Genomic DNA, 22485 nt, shown 5'->3' on the forward strand with positions numbered 1-22485 from the left:
GAGGAAAGAGATGAAGAAATTACTCAACAGGCTGGCGGCTGCATCACTGCTGACAGCATCGGCAACACTTGGTTGGGCGCAAACACAGGGCGTGACCGATGATGAGATTGTCATTGGTTCTGTCAACGACCTGAGCGGGATATTCGCCGCAGTGGGTGTTCCGGCAACCAAAGGTGCAAATGTCGTCTTTGATCGGGTGAATGCAGCCGGTGGCGTGCACGGGCGAAAAATTCGTTACGTGGTCGAAGACAATGGCTATCAGATGCCGCGAGCCATGCAGGGCTATAACAAACTGCTGAATCGCGACAAGGTATTTGCCATGTTGCAGTCGCTTGGAACGCCGATGAACATGGCAGGTTTCAAGCTGTTGGATCCCAAGGGCATTCCCAACGTGGCGCCTCTTACTGCTGCGCGTCAGATGTTGCAGGAACCCATGCGGAACAAGTTCACCTCTTTCTCGACCTATTTCGATCAGGCGCGTGTCGGTGTGAACTATCTGGCTGGCGAGTTTGGATCAAAGACGGTCTGCACCATGTACTTGCCGACAGATTTTGGTGAGGAAATTCTAGAAGGCAGCAAGGCCGGAGCCGAAGAAGCCGGGATCACTTTTGGATCAGAAACCACCCACAAACCGGATGAGACGGATTTCGTTGGATCGCTGAGCAAGCTCAAGGAAGAGGGTTGCGATATCGTCACCATGGCGCTTGGGGTGCGGCAGGCGATCACTGTCGTGGGCACCGCTAAGAAAATGGGCCTGACCGATATGAAATTTCTCGGCACCTCGGCCAGTTTCCTGACGGTCGTGGCGCAGGTGCCCGGTGGCGTGACTGATGGATTCTACGCGGCAGCTTCGTGGCAGGATCTTTGGGCGCGTGCGGATCAACCTGCTCCGGCCGCATTTATCGAGGAATACAAGGCAGCCACGGGCGAAGATCCGGTCGGATTTGCCATGCTGGGTTATTCGGCGGCTGAGATGATGGTCAAGGCGTTAGAAGCCGCAGGCCCCGATCTGACGCAGGACAGTTTCATCGCAGCGATGGAAACGCTGGATTATCAGGACGATCTGGTTGGCAACCATATCACCTATGGCCCTGAAGACCATCAGGGCGCGGATACTGTGTTCGTCAACGTTGTTGAAAACGGTGCGTGGAAACTCGTTTACGAAGAATGAATGCCTGACCAGCGCAAAGCAAAAGGGCTCGCAAGTGCGAGCCCTTTCTTTTGGGTATTCCCGGCGAATTAACGCTTCGAGAACTGGAACGAACGGCGGGCTTTGCGCTTACCGAATTTCTTACGTTCCACAACGCGGCTGTCGCGGGTCAGGAAGCCAGCGGCTTTCAGGGCACCACGCAGGTTCGGATCATAGAGTTGCAGCGCTTTCGAGATGCCGTGCTTGACCGCACCGGCCTGACCGGTCAGGCCACCGCCTTTGACGGTTGCAACAACGTCGAATTCACCTTCTACGCCGGCAACCTGGAACGGCTGGCGCAGGATCAGCTGCAGAACAGGGCGTGCAAAATAGACGTCCTGATCTTTGCCGTTCACGGTGACTTTGCCGGAACCCGGCTTGATCCAAACGCGGGCAACAGCGTCTTTACGTTTGCCAGTGGCGTAGGAGCGGCCCAGCTCGTCACGTACGGGTTCACGCACGATGACTTCTTCGGCCACGGTTTCAACGCCTGCGACGGCGCTCAGCTCTTCGAGAGTATTGATCTGATCAACCATCGGTCATTAGCTCCGGGTGTTTTTCTTGTTCATGGACTTGACGTCCAGAACTTCGGGGGCCTGGGCCTCGTGCGGGTGCTCGGCACCGGCATAGATACGCAGGTTGGTCATCTGCTGGCGCGACAGGCGGTTGCCTGGCAGCATGCGCTTGACGGCCTGGAAGACCACGCGCTCGGGGTGTGCACCTTCCAGAATCTGCTGTTTGGTGCGCGACTTGATGCCGCCAGGGTGGCCAGTGTGCCAGTAGAAGTTTTCTTCGCGCTTCTTACCAGTCATCTGGATTTTGTCAGCGTTGATCACGATGACGTTGTCGCCCATGTCCATGTTCGGGGTGAACGACGCTTTGTGCTTGCCACGCAGGCGCATGGCGACGATCGAAGCAAGACGGCCCAGAACAACGCCTTCGGCGTCGATCAGGATCCACTTCTTGTCGATGTCTGCAGGTGTTGCAGAAAAGGTTTTCATGGCAGGATAGTCCTGTTTGATGTGAAAGACCGCCCCAGCGGAGCGGCCCGAATTCGATGGACGGGTTTTATGAGGTGCCTGCACGCAGGTCAAGCGGCTCTTGGCTTATTTATATTCGTAAAAACAACGCGTTACAAAATAGGTATTATTTTACCCCATCTTCAAACGCTTATTTGTTCTGGCGGATTGTCCAATAGAACACGCAGGCGCTGCATCGCGTCCTCGAACCGTTCAAGCGACACATGACCATTCATGGCGATACGGACCGCGTTCGGCGCGCGCCCATCGCGCAGCGCGAACTCGTCGGCGGATCGGAGTTGTATCCCTTCCCGCTCGGCCGCGCGACTGAATGCAGCCGACCGCCAGCCAGACGGAAGGCTCAGCCAGACAAAGGGAACGTCCGGGGCCCAGTTCAGATCAAACCCACCCAGGGTATTGACGGCAACTCGTAGATAATCCCCCATCCGCGTACGCACATCCTTGGCGATCTGACGCGTACGCGGATCGGACAGCAGAAGGCGGGTCAATTCCGCAAGGGGCTGGGCCAATCCGAAATATCCGTATTCAGCGGACCGGCGCAGATCCACACTTTTTTCTCTGGGGGCGATAGCAAAACCCACACGCAATGCCGGTGTCAGAATCTTCGAGATTGATGACACATGCCATCCCCGTTCAGGCGCCAGTGCCCGAAAGCTGGGCTCTCGGGCATCGCCCATGCGATAGCAATCATCTTCAATGATCTGCAAATCAAAGCGACGGGCAATCTCAACGATCTCTTTCCTCCGCTCCAACGGTGTGTGTGCGCCCGTTGGGTTTTGAACTTCTGGCGACACGCAGACGGCCTGCGCTGTCGTGTGGCGCAGAACATGTTCTAACGCTGCCGGATCGACACCCCATCTGTCCATCTTCACACCGACCACTTCCGCGCGCATCAGTTCGCCTGCGCGACGGAACCCGGCATAAGACAGGTCCTCGACCAGTACGACAGGTTTGGGCCCGCGCAGGATCGTCTGAAACACAACGCAAAGCCCGTTCTGGCCGCCATGTGTCAACACAATATCATCATGGGTCAGTGCGCCCAGCGGAAGGTCTGACAACCAGTCCACAACCGCCTGTCGCACGGGCTGGTACGCGTCACGCGTCGGGTAATTCAGAAACAAACCCGGATCGGCTTGCGACACTTTTTTCAGACATTCACGGATCAGGGACACCTGCCCCATATCTGCCAACCTAGGGCTGAACAGACTTACATTGGCATTGTATTTGTCGTCCCGAAGATGCAGTTGCCGCGCCCAAACGTCGTCAAGAATGGGCGATTTTGGCGGCGCAACAAATGTACCACGCCCGACTTCGGCTTGTAACAACCCCTCATCTGTCAGGATTGTATAGGCGCGCGCGACTGTACCAGGCGTTATTTGCAGGCGATACGCCAGTTCGCGCACCGGAGGAAGTTTGACGCCCACTTCCAAAGATTTGTTATCTATGGCTTTTCGAATTGTGTCAGCAACCAGAGTGTATTTCGGTCCTTTGGATTTCGGTAGCGCCTCTGGCCAAATTGTATCCATTACAATTCTTCCTTTGCTTTTGACACAATTTCGAATGTATCAGTCACATGTACCAAGTACAGCTAATTTGTGTCAATACAATTGAAAGGAATTCCGAGATGACACGCACAATGCACACCCCCGCCCTTCTGCTGCTGACCGACAGCCCCCGGCTGCCTCTGGCCGCTGCACTGGCCGTGCGGTTTGCGGCAGCGGTCACTCAATGGGAGCGTCGTCGCCGTAGCCGCGTCAATCTTAGTTATCTGGATGACCGCTTGCTGAAAGACGTCGGTCTGACACGCCATGATGCGCGCCGCGAGGTAAAGCGCCATTTTTGGCAGATTTAACTGATCCCCAGTCCCATTATTGGGACCTCTTCCTGGGCCGGGGCTTGTCCCCGGTCTTTTTTATCCGAATTTCGCGGCCACGGACCCTGCAGGTGGCAGGGAATAGGTCATCGTCGCTCTGGCAACTGGGTCTTCTGCGCCATCGGAATACATAAGCACGTCACCGACGGCCAAAGTCCGGCCCAGTTTCAGCAGGCGACATTTGGCGATCATGTCCGTGTTGCCTTCTGGTTTGCGCAAAAAATCCAGGGAACTGTTCGTCGTGACCGCCAGGGATTGACGCCCTTTTCGCGCCAGAACCATTGCGTATACACAAACATCGGCCAACCCAAACATGGATGGCCCCGAAACCGTGCCCCCCGGCCGCAAATGCTGATCCTGCACAACAAGGCGCATTGTGATTGTATCTTCGGTCAGGTCCTCGACGACAAAGTCTTTGTGCACCTGCGGGAAAACCTGCTTAAGGTATTGTGACAGTTCGTCCCGGTTCATTGCCAAAGCCATGCTTTCCCTCCTGCTCATACCGACCTAGAGTTGGCCCAACATGGGATCGGAGGGCAAGATGGCAATTCTGGAACGTAACGACACCGGCGCTGTTGCGCGGCTTACAATGAACGCCCCAGAGCGGCTGAACGCGCTGAGTGACGAGATGCTGTCGGCGCTTCAGGCTGAACTGGACACGTTGCGTAAGGACACGTCGATCCGGGCAGTGATCCTGGCGGGTCAGGGCAAGGCATTTTGCGCTGGCCACGATCTGAAACAGATGACGGCCGGACGCCAGTCCGAAGATGGCGGCAAAGCTTATTTCAATGACCTGTTTTCGCGCTGCGCGAAGGTGATGATGTCAATCCAGTCCCTGCCCCAGCCCGTCATCGCACAGGTCCACGGCATTGCAACCGCCGCCGGGTGTCAGTTGGTGGCAACCTGTGACATGGCCGTCGCCGCCGCAGACACGCGGTTTGGAGTGAACGGGGTTAATATCGGCTTATTCTGCTCCACCCCAATGGTGGCCCTCAGCCGCAATATCCCCAGAAAGCAGGCATTTGAAATGCTGACAACAGGAGACTTCATATCAGCCGAACGTGCTGCCGATTTGGGTTTGGTCAACCGCGTTGTCCCCATGACGCATCTTGAACAAGAAGCCAATGCGCTTGCAGAACAGGTTGCCTCCAAACTAGGAGCCGCCGTCAAAATCGGTAAAGAGGCGTTTTATCAACAGCTTCTGATGCCGCTGGATCAGGCCTATGCCTATACCGGCGACGTAATGGCGCAAAACATGCTGTACCGGGATACAGAAGAAGGCATTTCAGCCTTTATCGAAAAACGTCCCCCAAATTGGTCCCAATAATGCAATTGTTTTGCACATTTTTCGCCACTGTTTTGAATTTTGCACTTTTCAAAAGGGCGACACTGTGGCAAAGCTGGGTCGAGGCCAAGGCCTCAGGACACTTTTGGGTCGCCGTGGGCGGAAGGTCCCTCCAGCTGGTCTCTCTCACCAGCGCTGACAATCCCGCAGCGGCGACCCCAAGACCCCTTCCATAAAATTCGCGAAACCGCTTTGCCTCAGTTGCGCCCGATTGTGGTCTGCCCTATGTGGCATCGCATGACACAAGTTTTGCATATTGTAGGCGGCGGCATGGCCGGGTCAGAAGCGGCCTGGCAAGCTGCTGAAATGGGTGTGGATGTTGTGATCCACGAAATGCGTCCGACCATCGGCACCTTTGCACATCAGACCGGCAATCTGGCGGAAATGGTGTGTTCGAACTCGTTCCGCTCGGATGATGATGAGCAGAATGCCGTGGGCCTGCTGCATTGGGAAATGCGCGCCGCCAATGGGTTGATCATGACAACGGCCGATGAACACCGCCTGCCAGCCGGTGGCGCGCTGGCTGTGGATCGTGACCCGTTTGCAGAAAGTGTGACCGCAAAACTTCGCGCCCACCCGCGTGTGACGGTAACCGACGAAGAAGTGACGACCCTGCCCGACGAAGGCCAGTGGATCTTTGCGACCGGTCCCCTGACGTCACCCACGCTGGGTCAGTCCATCCAGGCCGAGACAGGGTCTGACGCACTTGCCTTTTTCGACGCCATCGCACCGATCGTCTATGCCGAGAGCATCGACATGAGCAAAGCGTGGATGCAATCACGCTACGACAAGGGCGAGACTGAAGAAGAGCGGACAGCCTATCTGAACTGTCCGATGGACCGGGATCAGTACGAAGCCTTCATAGATGCGCTTCTGGCAGCAGATAAAACCGAATTTCACGAAGGAGAGACAGCAGGTTACTTTGACGGCTGTCTACCCATCGAGGTTATGGCCGAACGCGGTCGCGAAACGCTGCGCCATGGTCCGATGAAACCGGTCGGGCTGACCAACCCGCATGAGCCCGATGTGAAACCGCATGCAGTGGTGCAGCTGCGCCGTGATAATGCACTGGGCACCTTGTTCAACATCGTGGGTTTCCAGACCAAGATGAAGTATGGCGCCCAGACCGACGTGTTCCGTATGATCCCGGGTTTGGAAAATGCCAGCTTCGCCCGGTTGGGCGGCATCCACCGAAACACATTCATCAACTCTCCCACGCTTTTGGATTCGCAAATGCGGTTGAAATCCAAACCCAACATCCGGTTTGCCGGACAGATCACCGGCGTCGAAGGCTATGTAGAAAGCGCCGCGATGGGGTTGCTGGCTGGTCGGCTTGCCGCCGCTCAGATTTTGGGGCGTGACCTGCCAACCGTTCCGCAAGACAGCGCAATGGGTGCTTTGATCCATCACATTACGGGCGGTGCCGAGGCCAAGACCTTTCAGCCGATGAACGTGAATTTCGGTCTGTTTCGCCCCGTGGATGGCCTGAAAGGCGGGCGTCGGGGTCGTAAAGACCGGTACAAGGCCTATACCGATCGGGCCAAAGCTGAATGGAGTAACTGGTTGGAACATTGCTGACTAGACGCTTAATGCGGTCTCGGCCTAGCATGCTGGAATGAACGACACGTTTTTGAACAGCACATACAATCTCGGCACGCCTGAAGCGACTGAAGCGCACTATCAGAACTGGGCTGCGACCTATGAAAAGGAAGTTGGTGAACACGGTTACGCCACGCCGGGCCGTGTAGCAGCGGCTTTGTGGTCTTTCGCACCGAAGCCCCAGACACCTATTCTGGACTACGGCTGCGGCACCGGGTTGTCAGGGCTTGCCCTGCGCGCTGTTGGCTTTGAGGTCATCGATGGGATGGACCCAACAGAGAACATGCTTCAGGAAGCCGCCAGCAAAGGCGTTTACCGAACATTGACCGGATTCGATATCGCCAAGCCCGCGCCGTTGAAACGTGGGGAATACACGATGATCACAGCCATAGGAGTGATCGGAAAAGGTGCTGCCCCGCCCGAGACACTGGATTTGTTGATGCACGCACTGCCCAAGGGTGGTTTGCTTGGCTTTTCGCTGAACGATCATGCGTTGGCGGACCATAAATTCACCTGCCGTCTGACGGATTGGGTCGACATGGGGGCAGCACGTTTGTTATTTCGTGAACACGGTCCCCACCTGCCTGGGATCAACCTTAACTCTGACGTGTATGTATTAGAAAAAGCGTGACTCTTGTAACGCGCTTTGCGCCATCCCCAACAGGCCCCCTTCATCTCGGGCACGCGTATTCTGCGTTGGTTGCCAGCGATAGGGCCACATCTGAAAGCGGCCGGTTCTTGCTGCGAATTGAGGATATCGATCGATCCCGCTCACGACAGCTATGGGAGGATCAGATATACAGCGACCTCAGATGGCTGGGGCTGACATGGCCAGAACCCGTAATGCGCCAATCGGATCGTATGGACGTTTACCATAAGGCGCTGGACCAGCTATGGGCGCAGGGGCTTTTGTATCCGTGCACGTGTAATCGCAAAGATATAGCAGCAGCAGCCAGTGCGCCGCAGGAAGGCGCGCCGATGCTTGGACCCGACGGGCTTGTTTATCCCGGGACCTGTCGAAAAAGGTTTGTTGGCAAAGATTTATCGATCCTTCCTCGTCCAACTCAGGACCCCTTGCGATTGGACGTGGTCAAGGCGTGTCAGGCGGTCCGCAACCCGGACAGGTACCAATTTCTTGAGCTGGGATCGGGTCCGGGCGGCGAAACCGGCATTATCACTTTCACGCCTGATGAGTTGGTTGCCACCATAGGTGATGTAGTTCTGTCCCGCCGCGACATGGGGACGTCGTATCACTTGTCCGTTGTGCTTGACGATGCCGCTCAGGGTGTAACACAGGTGGTTCGAGGGCGGGACTTGTTCGAAGCGACCCGCATCCACGTTCTGTTGCAGGCTTTACTGAACCTACCGACACCCGAGTATCTCCACCATGATCTGATCCGCGATGATGCAGGCAAACGGCTGGCCAAACGCGACGATGCCCGCGCGATTTCAAAATACCGGGCCGAAGGAGCCAGGCCAGACGACATTCGCCGAATGGTTGGGCTTTGACCCCTATTCCATTGGCGCCATCAGTTCAGTTTCGATCCCATCCCGAACGGCGGTAAAAAAACAGGTTCGTCGGTTGGTATGGCAGGCTGCACCGGTTTGACGGACCAGAACCAATAGGCAGTCCCTGTCACAATCGATCCGGAAATCCACCAGTTCCTGTACATGGCCCGAGGTTTCGCCCTTGATCCAGAAGGCCTGCCGCGAGCGCGACCAATATGTTACCCGCCCGGTTTCAAGGGTCTTTTCAACCGCCTGCACATTCATCCAGGCCATCATCAGAACCTCGCCTGATGTTTCATCCTGCGCAATCGCCGGGATCAGACCCGCCTCATTAAATCTCAAAGTAGAGGGATCAAACACGACTGGGTCAGACATCTCAAAAACCTTTTGCATCCGGTGGGCTCGCCACTATGTATGGGTAACACACGACGAGGGAAAGCCATGAGCGGCGAGAACGACCTGATTAAGCTGTACTCCGGGCGCATTCTGGCGCTGGCTGCGGATATTCCGCATCTTGAGCGACTGGAAGATCCCGATGCAACCGTCAAGAAACGCTCACCTTTATGCGGATCGACAGTAACTGTGGACATCAAGGTTCGCGATGGTCAGATCAGTGCCTTTGGTCAGGACGTCAAGGCCTGTGCTTTGGGGCAAGCGTCCGCCTCGGTCGTCGGAGATGCAATAATTGGCGCGTCGCGGGCGCAGGTCGAAGCTGCGCGCGATCAGTTGGCGGCCATGCTCAAGACTGGTGGCCCTGCACCCGATGCGCCGTTTGACGGCCTTGAGGTGCTTATGCCCGCACGGGATTATAAAAACCGCCACGCGTCGATCCTGCTGGTTCTGGATGCCACGGCTGAGGCCATGGCGCAGGCTGAACGGGCAAACTGCGCCTGATTATAGCTATTTGGTGTAAACCCGTTTACCCTCTGCCCAGATTTCAGGAGGGATGGGTTTGAATAATTTGCTCGAGCATTTCGTTACGCTTTGGGTCGTTATCGACCCGATTGGAACAATTCCCGTTTTCATCGCCGTTACGGCCGGATTGGACGCGGCAGGCCGGCGGCGGACAGCGCTGTTAGCAGCCGTAATAAGTGCTGCCGTATTGCTGTTCTTCCTAGTGTTTGGTCAGGTGCTGATTGAAGCGCTGGATATCGGGCTGAATTCGTTTCAAGTCGCTGGCGGCATTATCCTGTTTCTTTTTGCGCTGACGATGATCTTTGGTGAAAGCAAACAAGAGGTTGAACAAAGGCAAGCCGAAGAAGATCGTGAAGACGCGTATCACCAGCAGAACCCGGCGATTTTCCCGCTTGCCGTGCCTTCACTGGCATCCCCCGGCGCAATGCTGGCAATCGTTATCCTAACTGACAACCACCGTTACAGCATCGCGGATCAGGGTATCACAGCGCTTGTCATGCTTTCCGTATTGCTGGTTGCGTTTGTACTGATGCTTTTGGCCGAGCCCATCATTCGGTTGATCGGTCATTCAGGCGCGGCAATCATCAGCCGTGTCATGGGCATGATCTTGGCCTCGGTAGCTGCTAACTCAGTCCTGTCCGCGCTGTTGGAAATCTTCAAAACCGGCCAATTGTAAAAAAAGCCGCCGCGCTTTCCGGGCGAAAGGGCGGCGGCAGGTATTGCGTGTCTCGTGTGGGGTCCGGTGTACCGCGCGGGGCCGAGGCATGGCCCCCTCAAGGGGTTTGGGACAGGCAGGTCACCCTTGACTGAAATGGGGATGACAGCGCGGATTTTTCGGCACGAGATCGCAGGCAGAAAGGCTTAGAAACCAACCGGTAGGTGAAGGGCCACCATCAGCATCACGACCAAAGACACCACGCCAACGGCATCCTGCAGGATAGTCGATTGCGCGCGGCAGAAAGCGGTCTTGATCTGGGTCAGCATAGGGTCACCTCCGGTCAGAGTTTTAATCCTTTGTTGACCTTTTGTTCTCATATTTCCAAGCGCAGGTAAAGAACTTTTTGAGAACATTTGTGAACTTTAGAGAACGTTAAAGCTAACCCACTGAAATCAAACGGATCGCCTGATCCTGTTTCATCAGCCAAAGCAGAACACGCGCGGCCTGTCCCCTGTCCGAGGTCAGTTTGGGATCGGTCGTTAGCAGCGCCCGCGCATCGGATTGGGCGACGGCCATCAATCCTGCCTGACGTTCCAGGTCCGCGATATGGAATTTTGGCAACCCGGATTGCGCAGTCCCGATCAGATCGCCCGCGCCTCGCATCTCAAGGTCAGTTTCCGATATTCGGAAGCCATCCTCTGTCTCGCGCAGAACCGCCAGCCGCTTGCGCCCTCCCTCGCTGAGCGGTGGTTGATACATCAGCAAACAGGTGGATTCCGCATCCCCGCGCCCAACGCGCCCCCGCAACTGGTGCAATTGCGCGAGCCCAAAGATCTCGGCCCGTTCAATGACCATGATCGTTGCGTTGGGTACGTTCACGCCGACCTCGATCACCGTCGTGGCAACAAGGACCTTTGTTTGCCCGTTCTGAAATGCGCTCATTGCGGCGTCTTTGTCGGCTGGTGGCATCTGACCATGAACCAGCCCCACAACGCCCTCACCCAAAATGGCCCGCAGGCGTTTGAAGCGTTCCTCGGCCGCTGTAAGGTCTGAAACTTCGGATTCGTCGACCAGAGGACACACCCAGTAACACTGTCGCCCCTCATCAATCGCGCGCCGCAGGTGGGCGATGACTTCGTCCATACGCTGTGTGCTGACAATTGCCGTTTTGATCGGTTTTCGCCCCGGAGGTTTTTCATCCAACACCGAAACATCCATATCGCCATATTGCGCCAGCGCCAGACTGCGCGGGATGGGGGTGGCGGTCATTACCAGAACATCGGCTCCCTTGCCTTTTTCCGACAATTCCATCCTCTGCCGCACGCCAAACCGGTGCTGTTCGTCGACGATGGCCAATCTCAGCGCCTTGAATTCAACATCGCTTTGAAACACTGCATGTGTGCCAACCAGAATGTGAATATCGCCTTGTTTAAGCGCCTCAAGCTTGGCACGCCGCTCCGCGCCCTTGTCACGTCCGGTAAGCAGTTCCAGAACCACTCCGGCCTGCTCCGCCAGGGGGCGCAATCCTTCCAGATGCTGGCGTGCCAGAATTTCAGTCGGGGCCATCATCACGCCCTGCCCGCCTGCCTCAACCGCGATCAGAAGGGCCATGAAGGCAACCAGCGTCTTACCGGCGCCGACGTCGCCCTGTAACAGCCGGTTCATTCGGGCGTCAGACGCCATATCAGCCGAAATCTCATCAATGGCGCGCGTTTGTGCGCCAGTGGGGCGATATGGAAGGCTTGCCAACACCTTTGATTGCAGTGCCCCGGTTCCAACGCTGACGATCCCCCGCGACTTGCGCTCTCGCTGCCGGGCCAGAGCGAGCGTCAGCTGATGCGCAAACAACTCGTCATACGCCAGCCGCTGTCGCGCGGGGGCAAACGGCGCGACATCATCAGCGCCGCGCGGATTGTGACCGGCGTGAATGGCCGAAGCCCAATCCGGCCAGTTTTGCTGTGACACCTGCGCCGGATCGATCCATTCCTCTAGCTTGGGAGCGCGTGCCAATGCACTGCGACTGGCCTTGAATGCTGTTTTCTGGGTCAGCCCTTGCGTCAGGTGGTAAACCGGTTCGAATTCCGGGATATCTCCGGCTTGTTCAACGGGCAGCATGTGGTCCGGATGCACCATCTGTGCCATGCCGTCGAACAGTTCCAACTTGCCGGAAACCACGCGGCGTGATCCTTGCGGCAACACTTTCTTCAGATACTCACCACGTGCGTGGAAAAAGACCAGCTGGAAATCGGCCTGACTGTCTTCGACATGAACGCGGTAGGCCCCCCCCTTGTTGCGGGGTGGCCTGTGAAGGCCAACTGTCACTTCGACAGTCAGAGTGGCCGGCAGGTCCACCCCCTGAATTGTATCCCGCCTGCGCCGATCCACCACGGCATAAGGCAGGCTGAACAGAACATCGCGCGGGGATTCCGCCCCGGTCTGTGCCATGGCTTGTGCGGTCTTGGGGCCGACGCCATCCAACGTTTCCAGCCCCGCAAATAGCGGGAAAAGCTGTTCGGGCCGTCCGCTCATGCGCCTTCTATCAGCTGAAGCCAGCCATCCTCGTCCAAAGTTTCGATCCCAAGTTCCGCTGCCTTCTTCGCCTTTGACCCGGCCCCGGGACCCGCAACCAGAATATCGGTTTTCTTGCTGACAGAACCGGAAACCTTCGCGCCCAACGCCTCGGCCCGCGCTTTCGCCTCGGCGCGGGTCATCTTTTCCAGCGTTCCGGTGAACACTACGGTTTTACCCGCGACCGGACTGTCCGAGGCTGGCGCGTCGGGGGCGATAACCGTCAATTTGCTGCGCAGCGTGTCGAAAGCCCGTCGTTCCTCTTCATTGGCAAATGCGTCCGACAATGAAAGGCCAAGCGTTGCGCCAATTCCGTCGATGCCGATCAGCTCTGCCCAGGCGGCATTGGCATCTGCACCGACATTGGCATCCGCGATGGCTGCGTCCCGCACTTCTTTCACGCGCGCGCGACGCCCTTCAAGCTGGGCCGCCGCACGTTCGGCATCTTCCGCCTCATCCGCCCGCCTTTGGGCCAGCGCAGCCGGGCGTGCAGTGTCCAACGCCAGCGCCATTGCATCCCAGTCGCGGTAAAAAAGTGCCAGATCACGCGCGCCCATTTCACCAACATGTCGAATGCCCAGTGCGAACAACAAGCGCGCAAAGGGAATCTTCCGTTTTTCATCAATGGCTTCGAACAGGTTCCTGGCGGATGTTTCGCCCCACCCGTCCCGGTTTTTCAACCGCGTCAGACTAGCTGAGTCCCGCTGTTCCAGCGTGAAGATATCAGCTGGCGCATTGATCGGAAGGGTTGGATCACCATAGAACATTTCAATCTGTTTTGCACCCAGCCCTTCTATATCAAAGGCTTTGCGCGACACGAAATGTTTCAGCTTTTCAACGGCCTGCGCAGGACAGATCAGGCCGCCGGTGCACCGTCGAACCGCGTCGCCTTCTTCGCGGATCGCATCGCTCTCGCATTCGGGGCAATGTGTCGGAAAGGCAAAGGGGCGTGCATCGGCGGGGCGTTTGGACAAGTCGACATCCGACAGTTTGGGGATCACGTCGCCCGCGCGATAGACCTGAACCCAATCGCCCACTCGGATATCTTTTCCATCACGGATCGTGCCGCCTTTGGCGTCGCGCCCAGCGATATAATCTTCGTTGTGCAAAGTGGCATTGGAGACGACCACCCCGCCAACCGTTACAGGATGCAACCGTGCCACGGGGCTGAGCGCCCCTGTTCGACCAACCTGAATGTCAATCGCCTCCAATCTGGTCCAGGCCAGTTCGGCTGGGAACTTATGTGCGATCGCCCATCTTGGCGTCGTCGAACGGAAACCCAAACGTGCCTGTAATGACAGATCGTTTACCTTGTAGACGACCCCATCGATATCATACCCCAAAGTCGCACGCTGCGCTTCGATATCCCGGTAATGAGCAATCATGTCCTCAGTCGTGGCACATAGGCGCGTCAAGGAATTCGTGGGGAACCCAAGGGTCGCAAGACGCTCAATCGCTCCCATCTGGGTATCCGCCAAAGGCTCTGACAGTTCACCCCAGGCATAGGCGAAGAAGCGCAATGGGCGGGATCGGGTAATTTCCGAATCCAGCTGACGCAGTGACCCTGCCGCTGCATTGCGCGGGTTGGCAAAGGGTTTGCCCCCCCGTTTGCCTTGTCGCGTGTTCAAGGCTTTGAAATCAGAGTGGGACATGTAAATCTCACCTCGAACCTCAAGAACGTCAGGCGCGTTTTCAATCTGCTGTGGAATATCAGAGACAGTGCAGGCGTTGGCCGTTACGTTCTCGCCAACTTCACCGTCGCCCCGCGTTGCGGCCTGAACCAGCTGTCCGTTCTCATAACGCAAGGACAAAGAAAGGCCATCAATCTTGGGTTCAGCTGTGAAAGCCAGCGGCGCGCCTGCATCAAAGCCCAGATATTTGCGAATCGAGCTGTCGAAATCGGCAATGTCCCCATCGTCGAACGCATTTCCCAGTGACATCATTCGGACGGCATGAGTAACTTTTGAAAACCCGTCCGACGGTTTGGCCCCGACTTGCTCTGTTGGGCTGTCAGCACGTTTCAGGTGGGGAAAACGCGCCTCGATCTCGGCATTTCTGCGTTTGAGGGCATCATAATCCGCATCCGACAACTCGGGCGCATCTTCTGCGTGATACAGCGTGTTGGCTCGGGACAGTATGTCCGCCAACCGCGCCAGTTCGGCACGCGCCTCATCATCGGTCAGGTTTGATATGGGAGTGGATTTGCTCATGGCCTCGCCCTGTCACGCGTTCTTGGACCTCAGTGATAGGGCGAGGCCATGGCCAGGTCCAGATGTGCTGAGCCGTGAGTGCAATGTGCCGCCCTGGACCACCAGCGACACAAACGGTTCAAATCAAAGGCCGACCGCCATTCGCGTCTCGTCCAGAGTGTTGCTTTGCGGGTCGCGCAACACGTAGCCCCGCCCCCAAACGGTTTCGATATAATTCTCACCACCGGTTGCATTGCTGAGCTTTTTGCGCAGTTTGCAGATGAAGACGTCGATGATCTTCAGCTCGGGTTCATCCATGCCGCCGTATAAGTGGTTCAGAAACATTTCCTTGGTCAGAGTCGTACCCTTACGCAAGCTGAGCAATTCCAGCATCTGGTATTCTTTTCCTGTCAGGTGCACGGTTTTTCCGTCCACCTCAACGGTCTTGGCGTCCAGATTTACAGCCACGCGACCTGTGTGGATGATGGACTGCGAATGCCCTTTCGACCGGCGGATGATGGCATGAATGCGGGCCACCAGTTCTTCGCGGTGGAAGGGTTTGGTCAGATAGTCATCCGCGCCAAACCCGAAACCTTTGATCTTGCTGTCCGTATCATCTGCGCCCGAAAGGATCAGGATCGGTGTTTCCACACGGGCAATCCGTAGCTGGCGCAACACTTCATGCCCGTTCATGTCCGGCAGGTTCAGGTCCAGCAAGATCAGGTCGTAATCGTAGAGCTTTGCCAGATCGATACCTTCTTCGCCAAGATCCGTTGCATAAACGTTTAGGTTCGCATGCGTCAGCATCAGTTCGATGCTTTTAGACGTGGTCGGATCATCCTCGACAAGAAGTATACGCATTTTCACTGCTCCAATTCGGGTCAATAATTCCAATTAAAATTAAACCTGACCAAGAATGGTTAATCTGACGTTACCGTTGAATCATTTATTCCTGCTCACCTTTAGGTTGTCGATACTTTTTTAAGGCCGTGGCTTTTAAAGCCTCGACACCGTGTTCCGCGACCAGGGAAACCCAGCCGTTGAATTCTTCGTCGCTGATGCCGTATTTCTGTTTTGCCTCAGACAGGCTGATCAGCCCGTAAAGTACCCCACGCACGACCAGAATCTTGCGTGAAGCTACCCACCGCCTAGTGCTTGTCGGCGGCAGATCGGCGCGCGTCAGTATGGATCCATCCGGCAGAGAAACAAACCTTGGCCCTTCCACTTTGTGCAAATACATCGCTTTACCCTTTTTGCTGCATCAAAGCTGGCACCAGCCTACTTAAGGTCGTATGAAACCGCCCCTTGAGAGTGTGTAGAATTTTCCTATATTCTGCCGGTCTTTCTTAACCCGGACAGGAACCGCCAATGGCCCTCGACACCGAGACCCCGCTGAACTCGCTTGGCTTTGCCAAACCGCCCTCGGAAACGCGGGTGGTTGTGGCCATGTCAGGGGGCGTCGATAGCTCCGTCGTCGCGGCCTACTTGGCCGATCAGGGCTATGATGTGGTGGGGGTGACACTGCAACTCTATGACCATGGCGCGGCTCTGGCCAAGAAAGGGGCGTGCTGTGCCGGGATCGATATCCACGATGCGCGCCGCGTAGCAGAAGAGCGTGGGTTTCCCCACTATGTTCTGGACTATGAAAACATCTTCAAGGACGCGGTGATCGATGAGTTTGCGGAAAGCTATCTGGCAGGCGCAACACCCGTCCCCTGCATTCGCTGCAACGAGCGCGTAAAATTCAAGGACCTGCTGGAAACCGCCAAGGATCTTGAGGCCGACTGTATGGCCACCGGGCACTATATCCAGCGCAAGATGGGGCCAAACGGCCCGGAACTGCACAGCGCCGAAGACGCTAACCGGGATCAATCCTATTTCCTGTTCTCGACAACGCCCGAACAGCTTGATTTCCTGCGCTTCCCGTTGGGTCATTTGCCGTCAAAAGACGCGACCCGCGAAATGGCGGCTCAATATGGGTTGTCTGTGGCGGACAAACCCGACAGTCAGGACATCTGCTTTGTGCCCGACGGCAACTATGCCAACGTCATTGAAAAGCTGCGCCCCGGTGCTGCGGAACCGGGTGAGATTGTTCATGCCGATGGCCGCGTTCTGGCGCAGCACAACGGGGTGATCCAATACACGATCGGCCAAAGGCGCGGCTTGGGCATCGGCGGCCTGAGCGAGCCGCTTTATGTGGTCAAGCTGGACGTGGACAAAAAACAGGTCGTTGTCGGCCCCAAAGAGATGCTGGCAACGCGTGTCGTTCCCGTGCGTGAGATCAACTGGCTGGGCGATGAAGCCTTCACATCGCGCGAAGAATGGCACCTGTCAGTCAAGGTCCGTTCGACCCGCCCCCCGCGCGAGGCCATTATTCGACCGCTGTCCGACACCGCTGCTGAGGTGGAATTGCTGACACCCGAAGAAGGCATCTCGCCCGGTCAGGCCTGCGTCTTCTATGCCTCAGAAGGCAGCCGCATCTTTGGCGGTGGCTGGATCTGGCGCGGATACTAGGCTGAAACGGGTTCAACCACGGGTTCGATCTGGATCTGAAGCGCATCGTTGAACCGGTTGAATGCACCGCACAATGCGATGCGCCAGGTTAACTCGACAATCTGGGCATCGCTGAACCAGTCCCGCAGGTTGGAAACCTCAGCGTCGCGCATGCGGCCTGATCGTGTCGTCACCGCCTCGGCGTATCGCACGACAGCCTTGTCGCACGCGTCCAATTCAGGGTGGTTTTCGACATCTGGCAGGCGCGCCGCGCCTTCGGGGCTGAGACCTGCAACCGTCAACAGCGGAGTATGATGCGAGACGCAGTAGTCACAGGCGTTCAATTTGGAAACCGTTACCATGGCCAGTTCCAGCGCACGACGCGGCAAGGTTTGCTGTTCCCGCAACGCCGTCAACATCCCTGCGACATGTTCCAGAACCGGTGGGCAATGTGCGGCAACCCGGGCCCAATTGTCGAACGGGCCATAAGCACCCAAAGCCGCATGTGACGCGCGTGTCTCGTCTGCCATCTCGGCATCTGCCAAAGGGGGGATGCGGGTCATGATGAAAGCTCCTTTTCCGCGAGGATATCTTAAGTCCGCTCCGCAGCAACAGACGCTCGCGGATCACAAACCCGAGACGGAACGCCGGAACAAGCCTGTTACAGGGTATCCGTGGGCGAATTGAAGAGGATATAGAGCCCGACGCAGACCATGATGTATGGGGCGATCCGATCCATACGGGCAACGCGTGGCCCCAGGCTTTTGGCCCGAGGGGCGCCCCAAGCCGCGGTAAAGACCAGAACTGAAGCAGCCAATGCTGCGCCGATCAAAGCGGCAACACGGTATGAAGGGGCAGAATCCGCCAATAGCGGTGTCATGACCGCGAAACTGTCAATCGACAGGCTCAGGAACAGGGTAACCACCGATGTTACGGCCCCTTTTGCCTCGGTTCCTTCAGAATTGGCCCCGAAAAACTGCCGCCAGATACCGCGCAGACCAAAGACCAGTGGCACAAGACCCAGAAACCCGATCCAAAACGGCGCGCCACTCTGGTCAACGCCCAATGCGACGGTCATGGCCATTGTCAGAACGATTGTCTGTGCGACAGCAAAGCCAATGATGGCGCGGCGCTGCTCGATCACCAATACCAAACCCAGCAAGACGGCCAGATTGTCCAGATTAGTGGATATCATGGCAATCCCGGCTGAAGCGGCGAACAGCGCGTGATCAAGCATTCTTAATCTGCATTCTGTCCAGCACAGCCCGTGCCGCCCGCAATCCCGGAGCATCTCCTCCGCGCCCCAACCGTTCCATTGTCAGGTTCATCGCGAGTTTCTGAGCGTCAGGGGCGTTGGTCACATCATGCAGGGCTTTGGCAATCATTTCTGGCTGGCAATCGTTTAGCAGGCATTCAGGCACGGCGCGTGTTTCAGATACCAGATTGACCAATGTAACAGTGTCCAGCTTGACCATGCGTTCGGCCATTTTCTGTGTCAGCCAATTGAGTTTGTAGGCGATCACCATAGGTGTATTCTGCGCCGCCAGTTCCAAAGAAACCGTACCCGAAGCGGCCAGCGCGATACATGCCGTGCCAAAAGCCGCGCGTTTTTCGACCGTGGCTTGCCCGGCCCCCATTTGTCGCGGGTCGAGCACTATTGGTGCGCCCGGCCAGCTTTGCGTCAGAGCGTTGACCAGGTCAGTTGTCGCACCCACGGTTGGAACCACGACACGATAACTGGGATGGTCCGTCAAAAACAGCCGCAATGCCTCACCGAACGTGTCTGCCAGACGTTCGATCTCACCCCGTCGCGATCCGGGCAGAGCCAGCAGGACTGGAGCATCGCCCAGGTCGTACTTGCTCCGGAAGGCCGCAATCTCGGCCTGTGTTGCCGTCGGTTCGCTGGCAACAGGGTGGCCGACAAAGTCGCACTCCATCCCTGCCCGCTCCATGTATGGCGGCTCGAACGGAAGCAGTGCCAGCACATGGTCGATGACCTTTGCCATTTTATCCGCCCGCCCCGGACGCCAGGCCCAGACACTGGGCGCAACGTAATGCACGGTGCGAATACTACTGGCGCCCTTGACGATTTTGGCGACACGCAGGCTGAAATCGGGGCTGTCGATGGTGATCAGAACATCCGGCTGTGTGTCCAACACTGCGTGCGCGGTCTCCGAGATCCGACGCTTGAGGTGAAAAAACTTCGGCAGAACCTCGATCAAACCCATCACCGAAAGTTCCGACATCGGAAACCGGCTGGTCAGCCCCTGAGCAGCCATCAAAGGTCCGCCCACCCCTTCGAACTCAATATCGGGGATCAGGGATTTCAGCCCCTCCATCAACGCGCCGCCCAGCCGGTCGCCCGAAGGTTCACCGGCGACCAGAAAGACGCGCATCAGACCGCCCGCTCGCGAATATACAGGAACAGCCCAAGACGGTTACATTCGGCGATGACCTGTTCTTTTTCCAAAACCAGCACACCGCCCTTTTCCAGAACGATGCCAGACAAGCCTGCCGCGACCGAATCCGTGACGGTGTCGGGCCCGATGGCAGGCAGATCAGCACGCCGATCTTGATCGGGCTTTGGGCCTTTGAACAGTATGCCACCCCCCGCGTCCGGGCGTTGCGTCAGGGATTGAAGCATCCAGGCGGTTCCAAAGCTGCCCTCGACTGCCAACACCTGCCCTTTTGAGACAGCACAGGCCTGACCAATATCCGCAGCCCCCATGGCCCGCAGAATTCCGGCAGCACGGTCTGCATCTGTCATGTCACTTTCGGATGGCTGCACTTCGGTCAGACAGCCCAAAGGCGGCAACAGGCTTGGGGCGATTTCCTGCGCTGCCCGGACTCGCATACCGGCACCTTCCAGCAGGCCAATGATAGCCCGCAATGCTCCGTCATCACCCGACAGCATGGCCTGCTGGATCACCGGAACCAACGGCATCGTTGCCGCGTCAATACGTTTGGGATCAACCTGCGGGCGCCGAACTGCACCCGCCATGCAGATCTCAGTCACGCCCCTTGCCTGAAGCCCGGCGATAAAACTTCCAAGCTGTTCAAGCGGAAACACGATATCCGCGACCAGATCATCCGGCAGGAACCCTTCCATCGCGCAGATCAGCGGGCGTTCCGCCAGTTGGGCAACCAATTCGGTCGGCAGCGCCCCGGTTCCCGCAATCAACGCAAGCATGTTCCTATTTCCTCGGTGTCAGGAACGACCGATCGCTGTGTCCGGTGACAAAATCAACGATCCGCTGCACATAGTCACTTTCGTTACCCTGACCAAGACGGTTTGCGCGATCCATGAACGTTCCATCGCCTTCAGACAGCTCCTTGAACGCGGCACGCAATGCCGAGATGTCTTCGCGCGAAACACCTTTACGCTTGAGCCCCACGAGGTTCAGACCTTCAAGCTCACCCCTGGACGCCTGTACCAAACCGTAGGGAATGACGTCTTTGGGCACCATGGTGAGCGCACCGATGATCGCCCCACGACCAACACGCACCCACTGGTGCAGGCCCGAAATGCCACCGACGATCACATCATCTTCGACAATACAGTGACCCGCTGCTCCGGCGTGGTTCACCATGATTACCCGGTTGCCGATTTGCACATCATGGGCCACATGAACACCTGCCATCAGCAGGCAATCATCCCCAATCCGGGTTACACGGCCGCCACCTTCGGTCCCGGTATTGATCGTCACGTGCTCGCGAATGCGGTTGCGCTGACCGATTTCAAGGCGCGTATTTTCACCGCCGAATTTCAGGTCCTGCGGAATCTCACCGATCACCGAAAAATTAAAGATCACGGTGTCTTCGCCGATCGATGTATCACCGGTCACAACAACATGAGACTTCAACTCGACCCGATCAGCCAGTTTTACATTAGCGCCCACATAGCTGAAAGGACCGATGACGCAATCCTGCCCGATCTGCGCCCCGTCTTCGATAATCGCGCTGGGGTGGATACCGCTCATGTTGTTTTTTCCATATCCCAATCGACATAGGCCGAGAATTCTGCTTCCGCTGCCACTTCACCATCAACAGTGGCCCGGCCACTGAACTTGAAAAGCTTGCCACCCTTCTTGCCGCGAACCGTTTCGACATGCATCTCCAGCACGTCGCCAGGAACAACTTTCCTGCGGAATTTGCATTTGTCGATGCTCATGAAATAGATCAGCAACTCGGTGTCGATGACATCCATCCCTACGCCCAGCATTACGCCTGCGGTCTGCGCCATCGCCTCGACGATGGTAACACCCGGCATGATCGGTGTTCCCGGGAAGTGGCCCTGGAAATGCGGCTCGTTCATGGTGACGTTCTTAATACCTCGAGCCGATTGATAGCCAGAGATGTCCACCACCTTGTCGACCAGCAAAAACGGATAACGATGCGGCAGGATCCTTTGGATCAACTGAATATCGGCACTTTTGGTTTCCGTTGTCATGATGCGGTTATCCTGTTCTGGATGTTTCTTTTTCAGCGTGGTTAGCAATACAGCCTCGCCAGGGCAAGCGAACCTATTCGCTTGTGTCCTTTTGAAGTCCGCTGCCATCGCCAATTGCCGTGTTCACGCGGATTATCGCAGCCTCTGTGATATCAGACGTGCTTACAACGACATTAGAGCGTTCGATAATCACGCTGGCACCAAATTCGCGCAGCAAATCGACAAGGATCGGGCGAACTATATCGAAAAACGTTTGTTGCGCTTCCTCGCTGCGACGTGCCAGCGCGTCAAGCTTTGCCCTTTGCCCGTCGCGATGGGACTGAACCTTGACATCGAACGCGTCGGCCAGTGGGCGAAACTCCTCTGCTGGCATGGTCGCGCGCTTTTCGGTCAGGTCTTTTTCTTCTCGGCTGAGTTCCGCGACAATCCGTTCGTTTTCTTCCGCCAGCATCGCGCTTTCTTTTTCGATCTCGCGCAGTACGCGCTGCCCGAATGCCGAGTTCTTGAACAGCTGCTCGCCGGACAACGTGACCACGCTGGCTTGCGGAACACCCAGTTGCTGTGCCTCAGCCGAAGGGGCCTGAAACAGCATCAAAAATGCACACAGGGCCCAAAGCGGGCCCTGTATCAAGGTAAAGAACCTGTTCGTCATCGCAG

Annotated in this window: 26 protein-coding genes; 9 read left to right on the plus strand and 17 right to left on the minus strand. The window is 56.8% G+C overall.

Translation table 11 applies throughout. The annotated features are described in order from the left end of the window. Positions 1–10: 10 nt before the first annotated feature. A complete protein-coding gene (locus tag ACR0AP_RS03080; protein WP_480505207.1) occupies positions 11–1171 on the plus strand; it encodes an ABC transporter substrate-binding protein in 1161 nt (386 codons plus the stop codon). 68 nt (positions 1172–1239) lie between these two features. Here ACR0AP_RS03080 and rpsI read toward each other — a convergent pair whose 3' ends face one another. The 3 genes from rpsI to ACR0AP_RS03095 all read right to left on the minus strand — a co-directional run bounded on the left by rpsI (position 1240) and on the right by ACR0AP_RS03095 (position 3755). Next, positions 1240–1725, minus strand: coding sequence for a 30S ribosomal protein S9 (gene rpsI / locus ACR0AP_RS03085; protein ID WP_209503959.1), 486 nt, complete (start codon positions 1723–1725; stop codon positions 1240–1242). A gap of 6 nt (positions 1726–1731) precedes the next feature. Further along, positions 1732–2190, minus strand: coding sequence for a 50S ribosomal protein L13 (gene rplM, locus ACR0AP_RS03090; protein WP_209503960.1), 459 nt, complete (start codon positions 2188–2190; stop codon positions 1732–1734). Positions 2191–2351: 161 nt separating this feature from the next. Continuing rightward, on the minus strand, positions 2352–3755 hold the full coding sequence (locus ACR0AP_RS03095) for an aminotransferase-like domain-containing protein (RefSeq protein WP_480472704.1): 1404 nt from the start codon (positions 3753–3755) through the stop codon (positions 2352–2354). Positions 3756–3853: 98 nt separating this feature from the next. Here ACR0AP_RS03095 and ACR0AP_RS03100 point away from each other — a divergent pair, with 98 nt between their 5' ends. Continuing rightward, positions 3854–4081, plus strand: a complete 228-nt coding sequence (locus ACR0AP_RS03100) for a DUF1127 domain-containing protein (protein WP_480472702.1) — start codon at positions 3854–3856, stop codon at positions 4079–4081. 60 nt (positions 4082–4141) lie between these two features. Here the strand turns inward: ACR0AP_RS03100 and ACR0AP_RS03105 are convergent, their stop codons facing one another. Further along, positions 4142–4585 carry a PaaI family thioesterase gene (locus tag ACR0AP_RS03105; protein ID WP_480505210.1) on the minus strand — a complete coding sequence of 148 codons (444 nt, stop codon included), beginning with the start codon at positions 4583–4585 and terminating at the stop codon, positions 4142–4144. A gap of 58 nt (positions 4586–4643) precedes the next feature. Between ACR0AP_RS03105 and ACR0AP_RS03110 the strand changes: the two genes are divergently transcribed. The 4 genes from ACR0AP_RS03110 (at position 4644) to gluQRS (ending at position 8555) form a co-directional block, all read left to right on the plus strand. Next, positions 4644–5429 (plus strand): enoyl-CoA hydratase, encoded by a 786-nt coding sequence (locus ACR0AP_RS03110; RefSeq protein ID WP_480505211.1) that lies wholly within the window; start codon positions 4644–4646, stop codon positions 5427–5429. Positions 5430–5684: 255 nt separating this feature from the next. Beyond that, positions 5685–7025 carry a methylenetetrahydrofolate--tRNA-(uracil(54)-C(5))-methyltransferase (FADH(2)-oxidizing) TrmFO gene (gene trmFO, locus ACR0AP_RS03115; protein WP_480505213.1) on the plus strand — a complete coding sequence of 447 codons (1341 nt, stop codon included), beginning with the start codon at positions 5685–5687 and terminating at the stop codon, positions 7023–7025. A gap of 37 nt (positions 7026–7062) precedes the next feature. Continuing rightward, positions 7063–7677: a class I SAM-dependent DNA methyltransferase gene (locus ACR0AP_RS03120; RefSeq protein ID WP_480505215.1), complete on the plus strand. Its 615-nt coding sequence runs from the start codon at positions 7063–7065 to the stop codon at positions 7675–7677. Next, positions 7674–8555 carry a tRNA glutamyl-Q(34) synthetase GluQRS gene (gluQRS, locus tag ACR0AP_RS03125; protein WP_480505217.1) on the plus strand — a complete coding sequence of 294 codons (882 nt, stop codon included), beginning with the start codon at positions 7674–7676 and terminating at the stop codon, positions 8553–8555. Before ACR0AP_RS03120 ends, gluQRS begins: the two co-directional genes overlap by 4 nt. A gap of 3 nt (positions 8556–8558) precedes the next feature. Here the strand turns inward: gluQRS and hisI are convergent, their stop codons facing one another. Next, positions 8559–8948 (minus strand): phosphoribosyl-AMP cyclohydrolase, encoded by a 390-nt coding sequence (gene hisI, locus ACR0AP_RS03130; RefSeq protein ID WP_480505219.1) that lies wholly within the window; start codon positions 8946–8948, stop codon positions 8559–8561. A 48-nt stretch (positions 8949–8996) separates the two neighbouring features. Here hisI and ACR0AP_RS03135 point away from each other — a divergent pair, with 48 nt between their 5' ends. After that, a complete protein-coding gene (locus ACR0AP_RS03135) occupies positions 8997–9449 on the plus strand; it encodes an iron-sulfur cluster assembly scaffold protein (RefSeq protein ID WP_480505221.1) in 453 nt (150 codons plus the stop codon). A 58-nt stretch (positions 9450–9507) separates the two neighbouring features. Beyond that, on the plus strand, positions 9508–10146 hold the full coding sequence (locus tag ACR0AP_RS03140; RefSeq protein ID WP_209596212.1) for a MarC family protein: 639 nt from the start codon (positions 9508–9510) through the stop codon (positions 10144–10146). Positions 10147–10331: 185 nt separating this feature from the next. On the opposite strand, the gene ACR0AP_RS03145 is transcribed toward ACR0AP_RS03140, so the two are convergent. The 5 genes from ACR0AP_RS03145 to sciP all read right to left on the minus strand — a co-directional run bounded on the left by ACR0AP_RS03145 (position 10332) and on the right by sciP (position 16125). After that, entirely contained in the window at positions 10332–10454 is a 123-nt protein-coding gene (locus ACR0AP_RS03145; RefSeq protein WP_280922355.1) for a hypothetical protein, read from the minus strand. A 112-nt stretch (positions 10455–10566) separates the two neighbouring features. Beyond that, positions 10567–12657 carry an ATP-dependent DNA helicase RecG gene (gene recG / locus ACR0AP_RS03150; protein ID WP_480505223.1) on the minus strand — a complete coding sequence of 697 codons (2091 nt, stop codon included), beginning with the start codon at positions 12655–12657 and terminating at the stop codon, positions 10567–10569. Continuing rightward, entirely contained in the window at positions 12654–14906 is a 2253-nt protein-coding gene (gene ligA / locus ACR0AP_RS03155) for an NAD-dependent DNA ligase LigA (protein ID WP_480505225.1), read from the minus strand. The genes recG and ligA overlap by 4 nt, the downstream gene beginning before the upstream one ends. Positions 14907–15029: 123 nt before the next feature. Further along, complete coding sequence (gene ctrA, locus ACR0AP_RS03160; protein ID WP_267364745.1) at positions 15030–15746, minus strand: response regulator transcription factor CtrA; 717 nt, start codon at positions 15744–15746, stop codon at positions 15030–15032. 85 nt (positions 15747–15831) lie between these two features. Then, positions 15832–16125, minus strand: a complete 294-nt coding sequence (sciP, locus tag ACR0AP_RS03165) for a CtrA inhibitor SciP (protein ID WP_480505227.1) — start codon at positions 16123–16125, stop codon at positions 15832–15834. A 128-nt stretch (positions 16126–16253) separates the two neighbouring features. Here sciP and mnmA point away from each other — a divergent pair, with 128 nt between their 5' ends. After that, complete coding sequence (gene mnmA / locus ACR0AP_RS03170; RefSeq protein ID WP_480505229.1) at positions 16254–17399, plus strand: tRNA 2-thiouridine(34) synthase MnmA; 1146 nt, start codon at positions 16254–16256, stop codon at positions 17397–17399. Here the strand turns inward: mnmA and ACR0AP_RS03175 are convergent. The 7 genes from ACR0AP_RS03175 to ACR0AP_RS03205 all read right to left on the minus strand — a co-directional run bounded on the left by ACR0AP_RS03175 (position 17396) and on the right by ACR0AP_RS03205 (position 22480). Further along, entirely contained in the window at positions 17396–17941 is a 546-nt protein-coding gene (locus tag ACR0AP_RS03175) for a carboxymuconolactone decarboxylase family protein (RefSeq protein ID WP_480505231.1), read from the minus strand. The genes mnmA and ACR0AP_RS03175 overlap by 4 nt on opposite strands. Before the next feature lie 98 nt (positions 17942–18039). Then, positions 18040–18615: a hypothetical protein gene (locus ACR0AP_RS03180; RefSeq protein WP_480505233.1), complete on the minus strand. Its 576-nt coding sequence runs from the start codon at positions 18613–18615 to the stop codon at positions 18040–18042. Further along, positions 18608–19774 (minus strand): lipid-A-disaccharide synthase, encoded by a 1167-nt coding sequence (gene lpxB / locus ACR0AP_RS03185; RefSeq protein ID WP_480505234.1) that lies wholly within the window; start codon positions 19772–19774, stop codon positions 18608–18610. The genes ACR0AP_RS03180 and lpxB overlap by 8 nt, the downstream gene beginning before the upstream one ends. After that, on the minus strand, positions 19774–20568 hold the full coding sequence (locus tag ACR0AP_RS03190) for an LpxI family protein (RefSeq protein WP_480505236.1): 795 nt from the start codon (positions 20566–20568) through the stop codon (positions 19774–19776). The genes lpxB and ACR0AP_RS03190 overlap by 1 nt, the downstream gene beginning before the upstream one ends. 4 nt (positions 20569–20572) lie before the next feature. Further along, positions 20573–21358: an acyl-ACP--UDP-N-acetylglucosamine O-acyltransferase gene (gene lpxA, locus ACR0AP_RS03195; protein ID WP_480505238.1), complete on the minus strand. Its 786-nt coding sequence runs from the start codon at positions 21356–21358 to the stop codon at positions 20573–20575. After that, positions 21355–21828, minus strand: coding sequence for a 3-hydroxyacyl-ACP dehydratase FabZ (gene fabZ / locus ACR0AP_RS03200; protein ID WP_209596189.1), 474 nt, complete (start codon positions 21826–21828; stop codon positions 21355–21357). The genes lpxA and fabZ overlap by 4 nt, the downstream gene beginning before the upstream one ends. A 73-nt stretch (positions 21829–21901) precedes the next feature. Then, entirely contained in the window at positions 21902–22480 is a 579-nt protein-coding gene (locus tag ACR0AP_RS03205; protein WP_480505240.1) for an OmpH/Skp family outer membrane protein, read from the minus strand. Between the last annotated feature and the right edge of the window lie 5 nt (positions 22481–22485).

The sequence above is a fragment of the Ruegeria sp. AF7 genome (assembly GCF_056541885.1).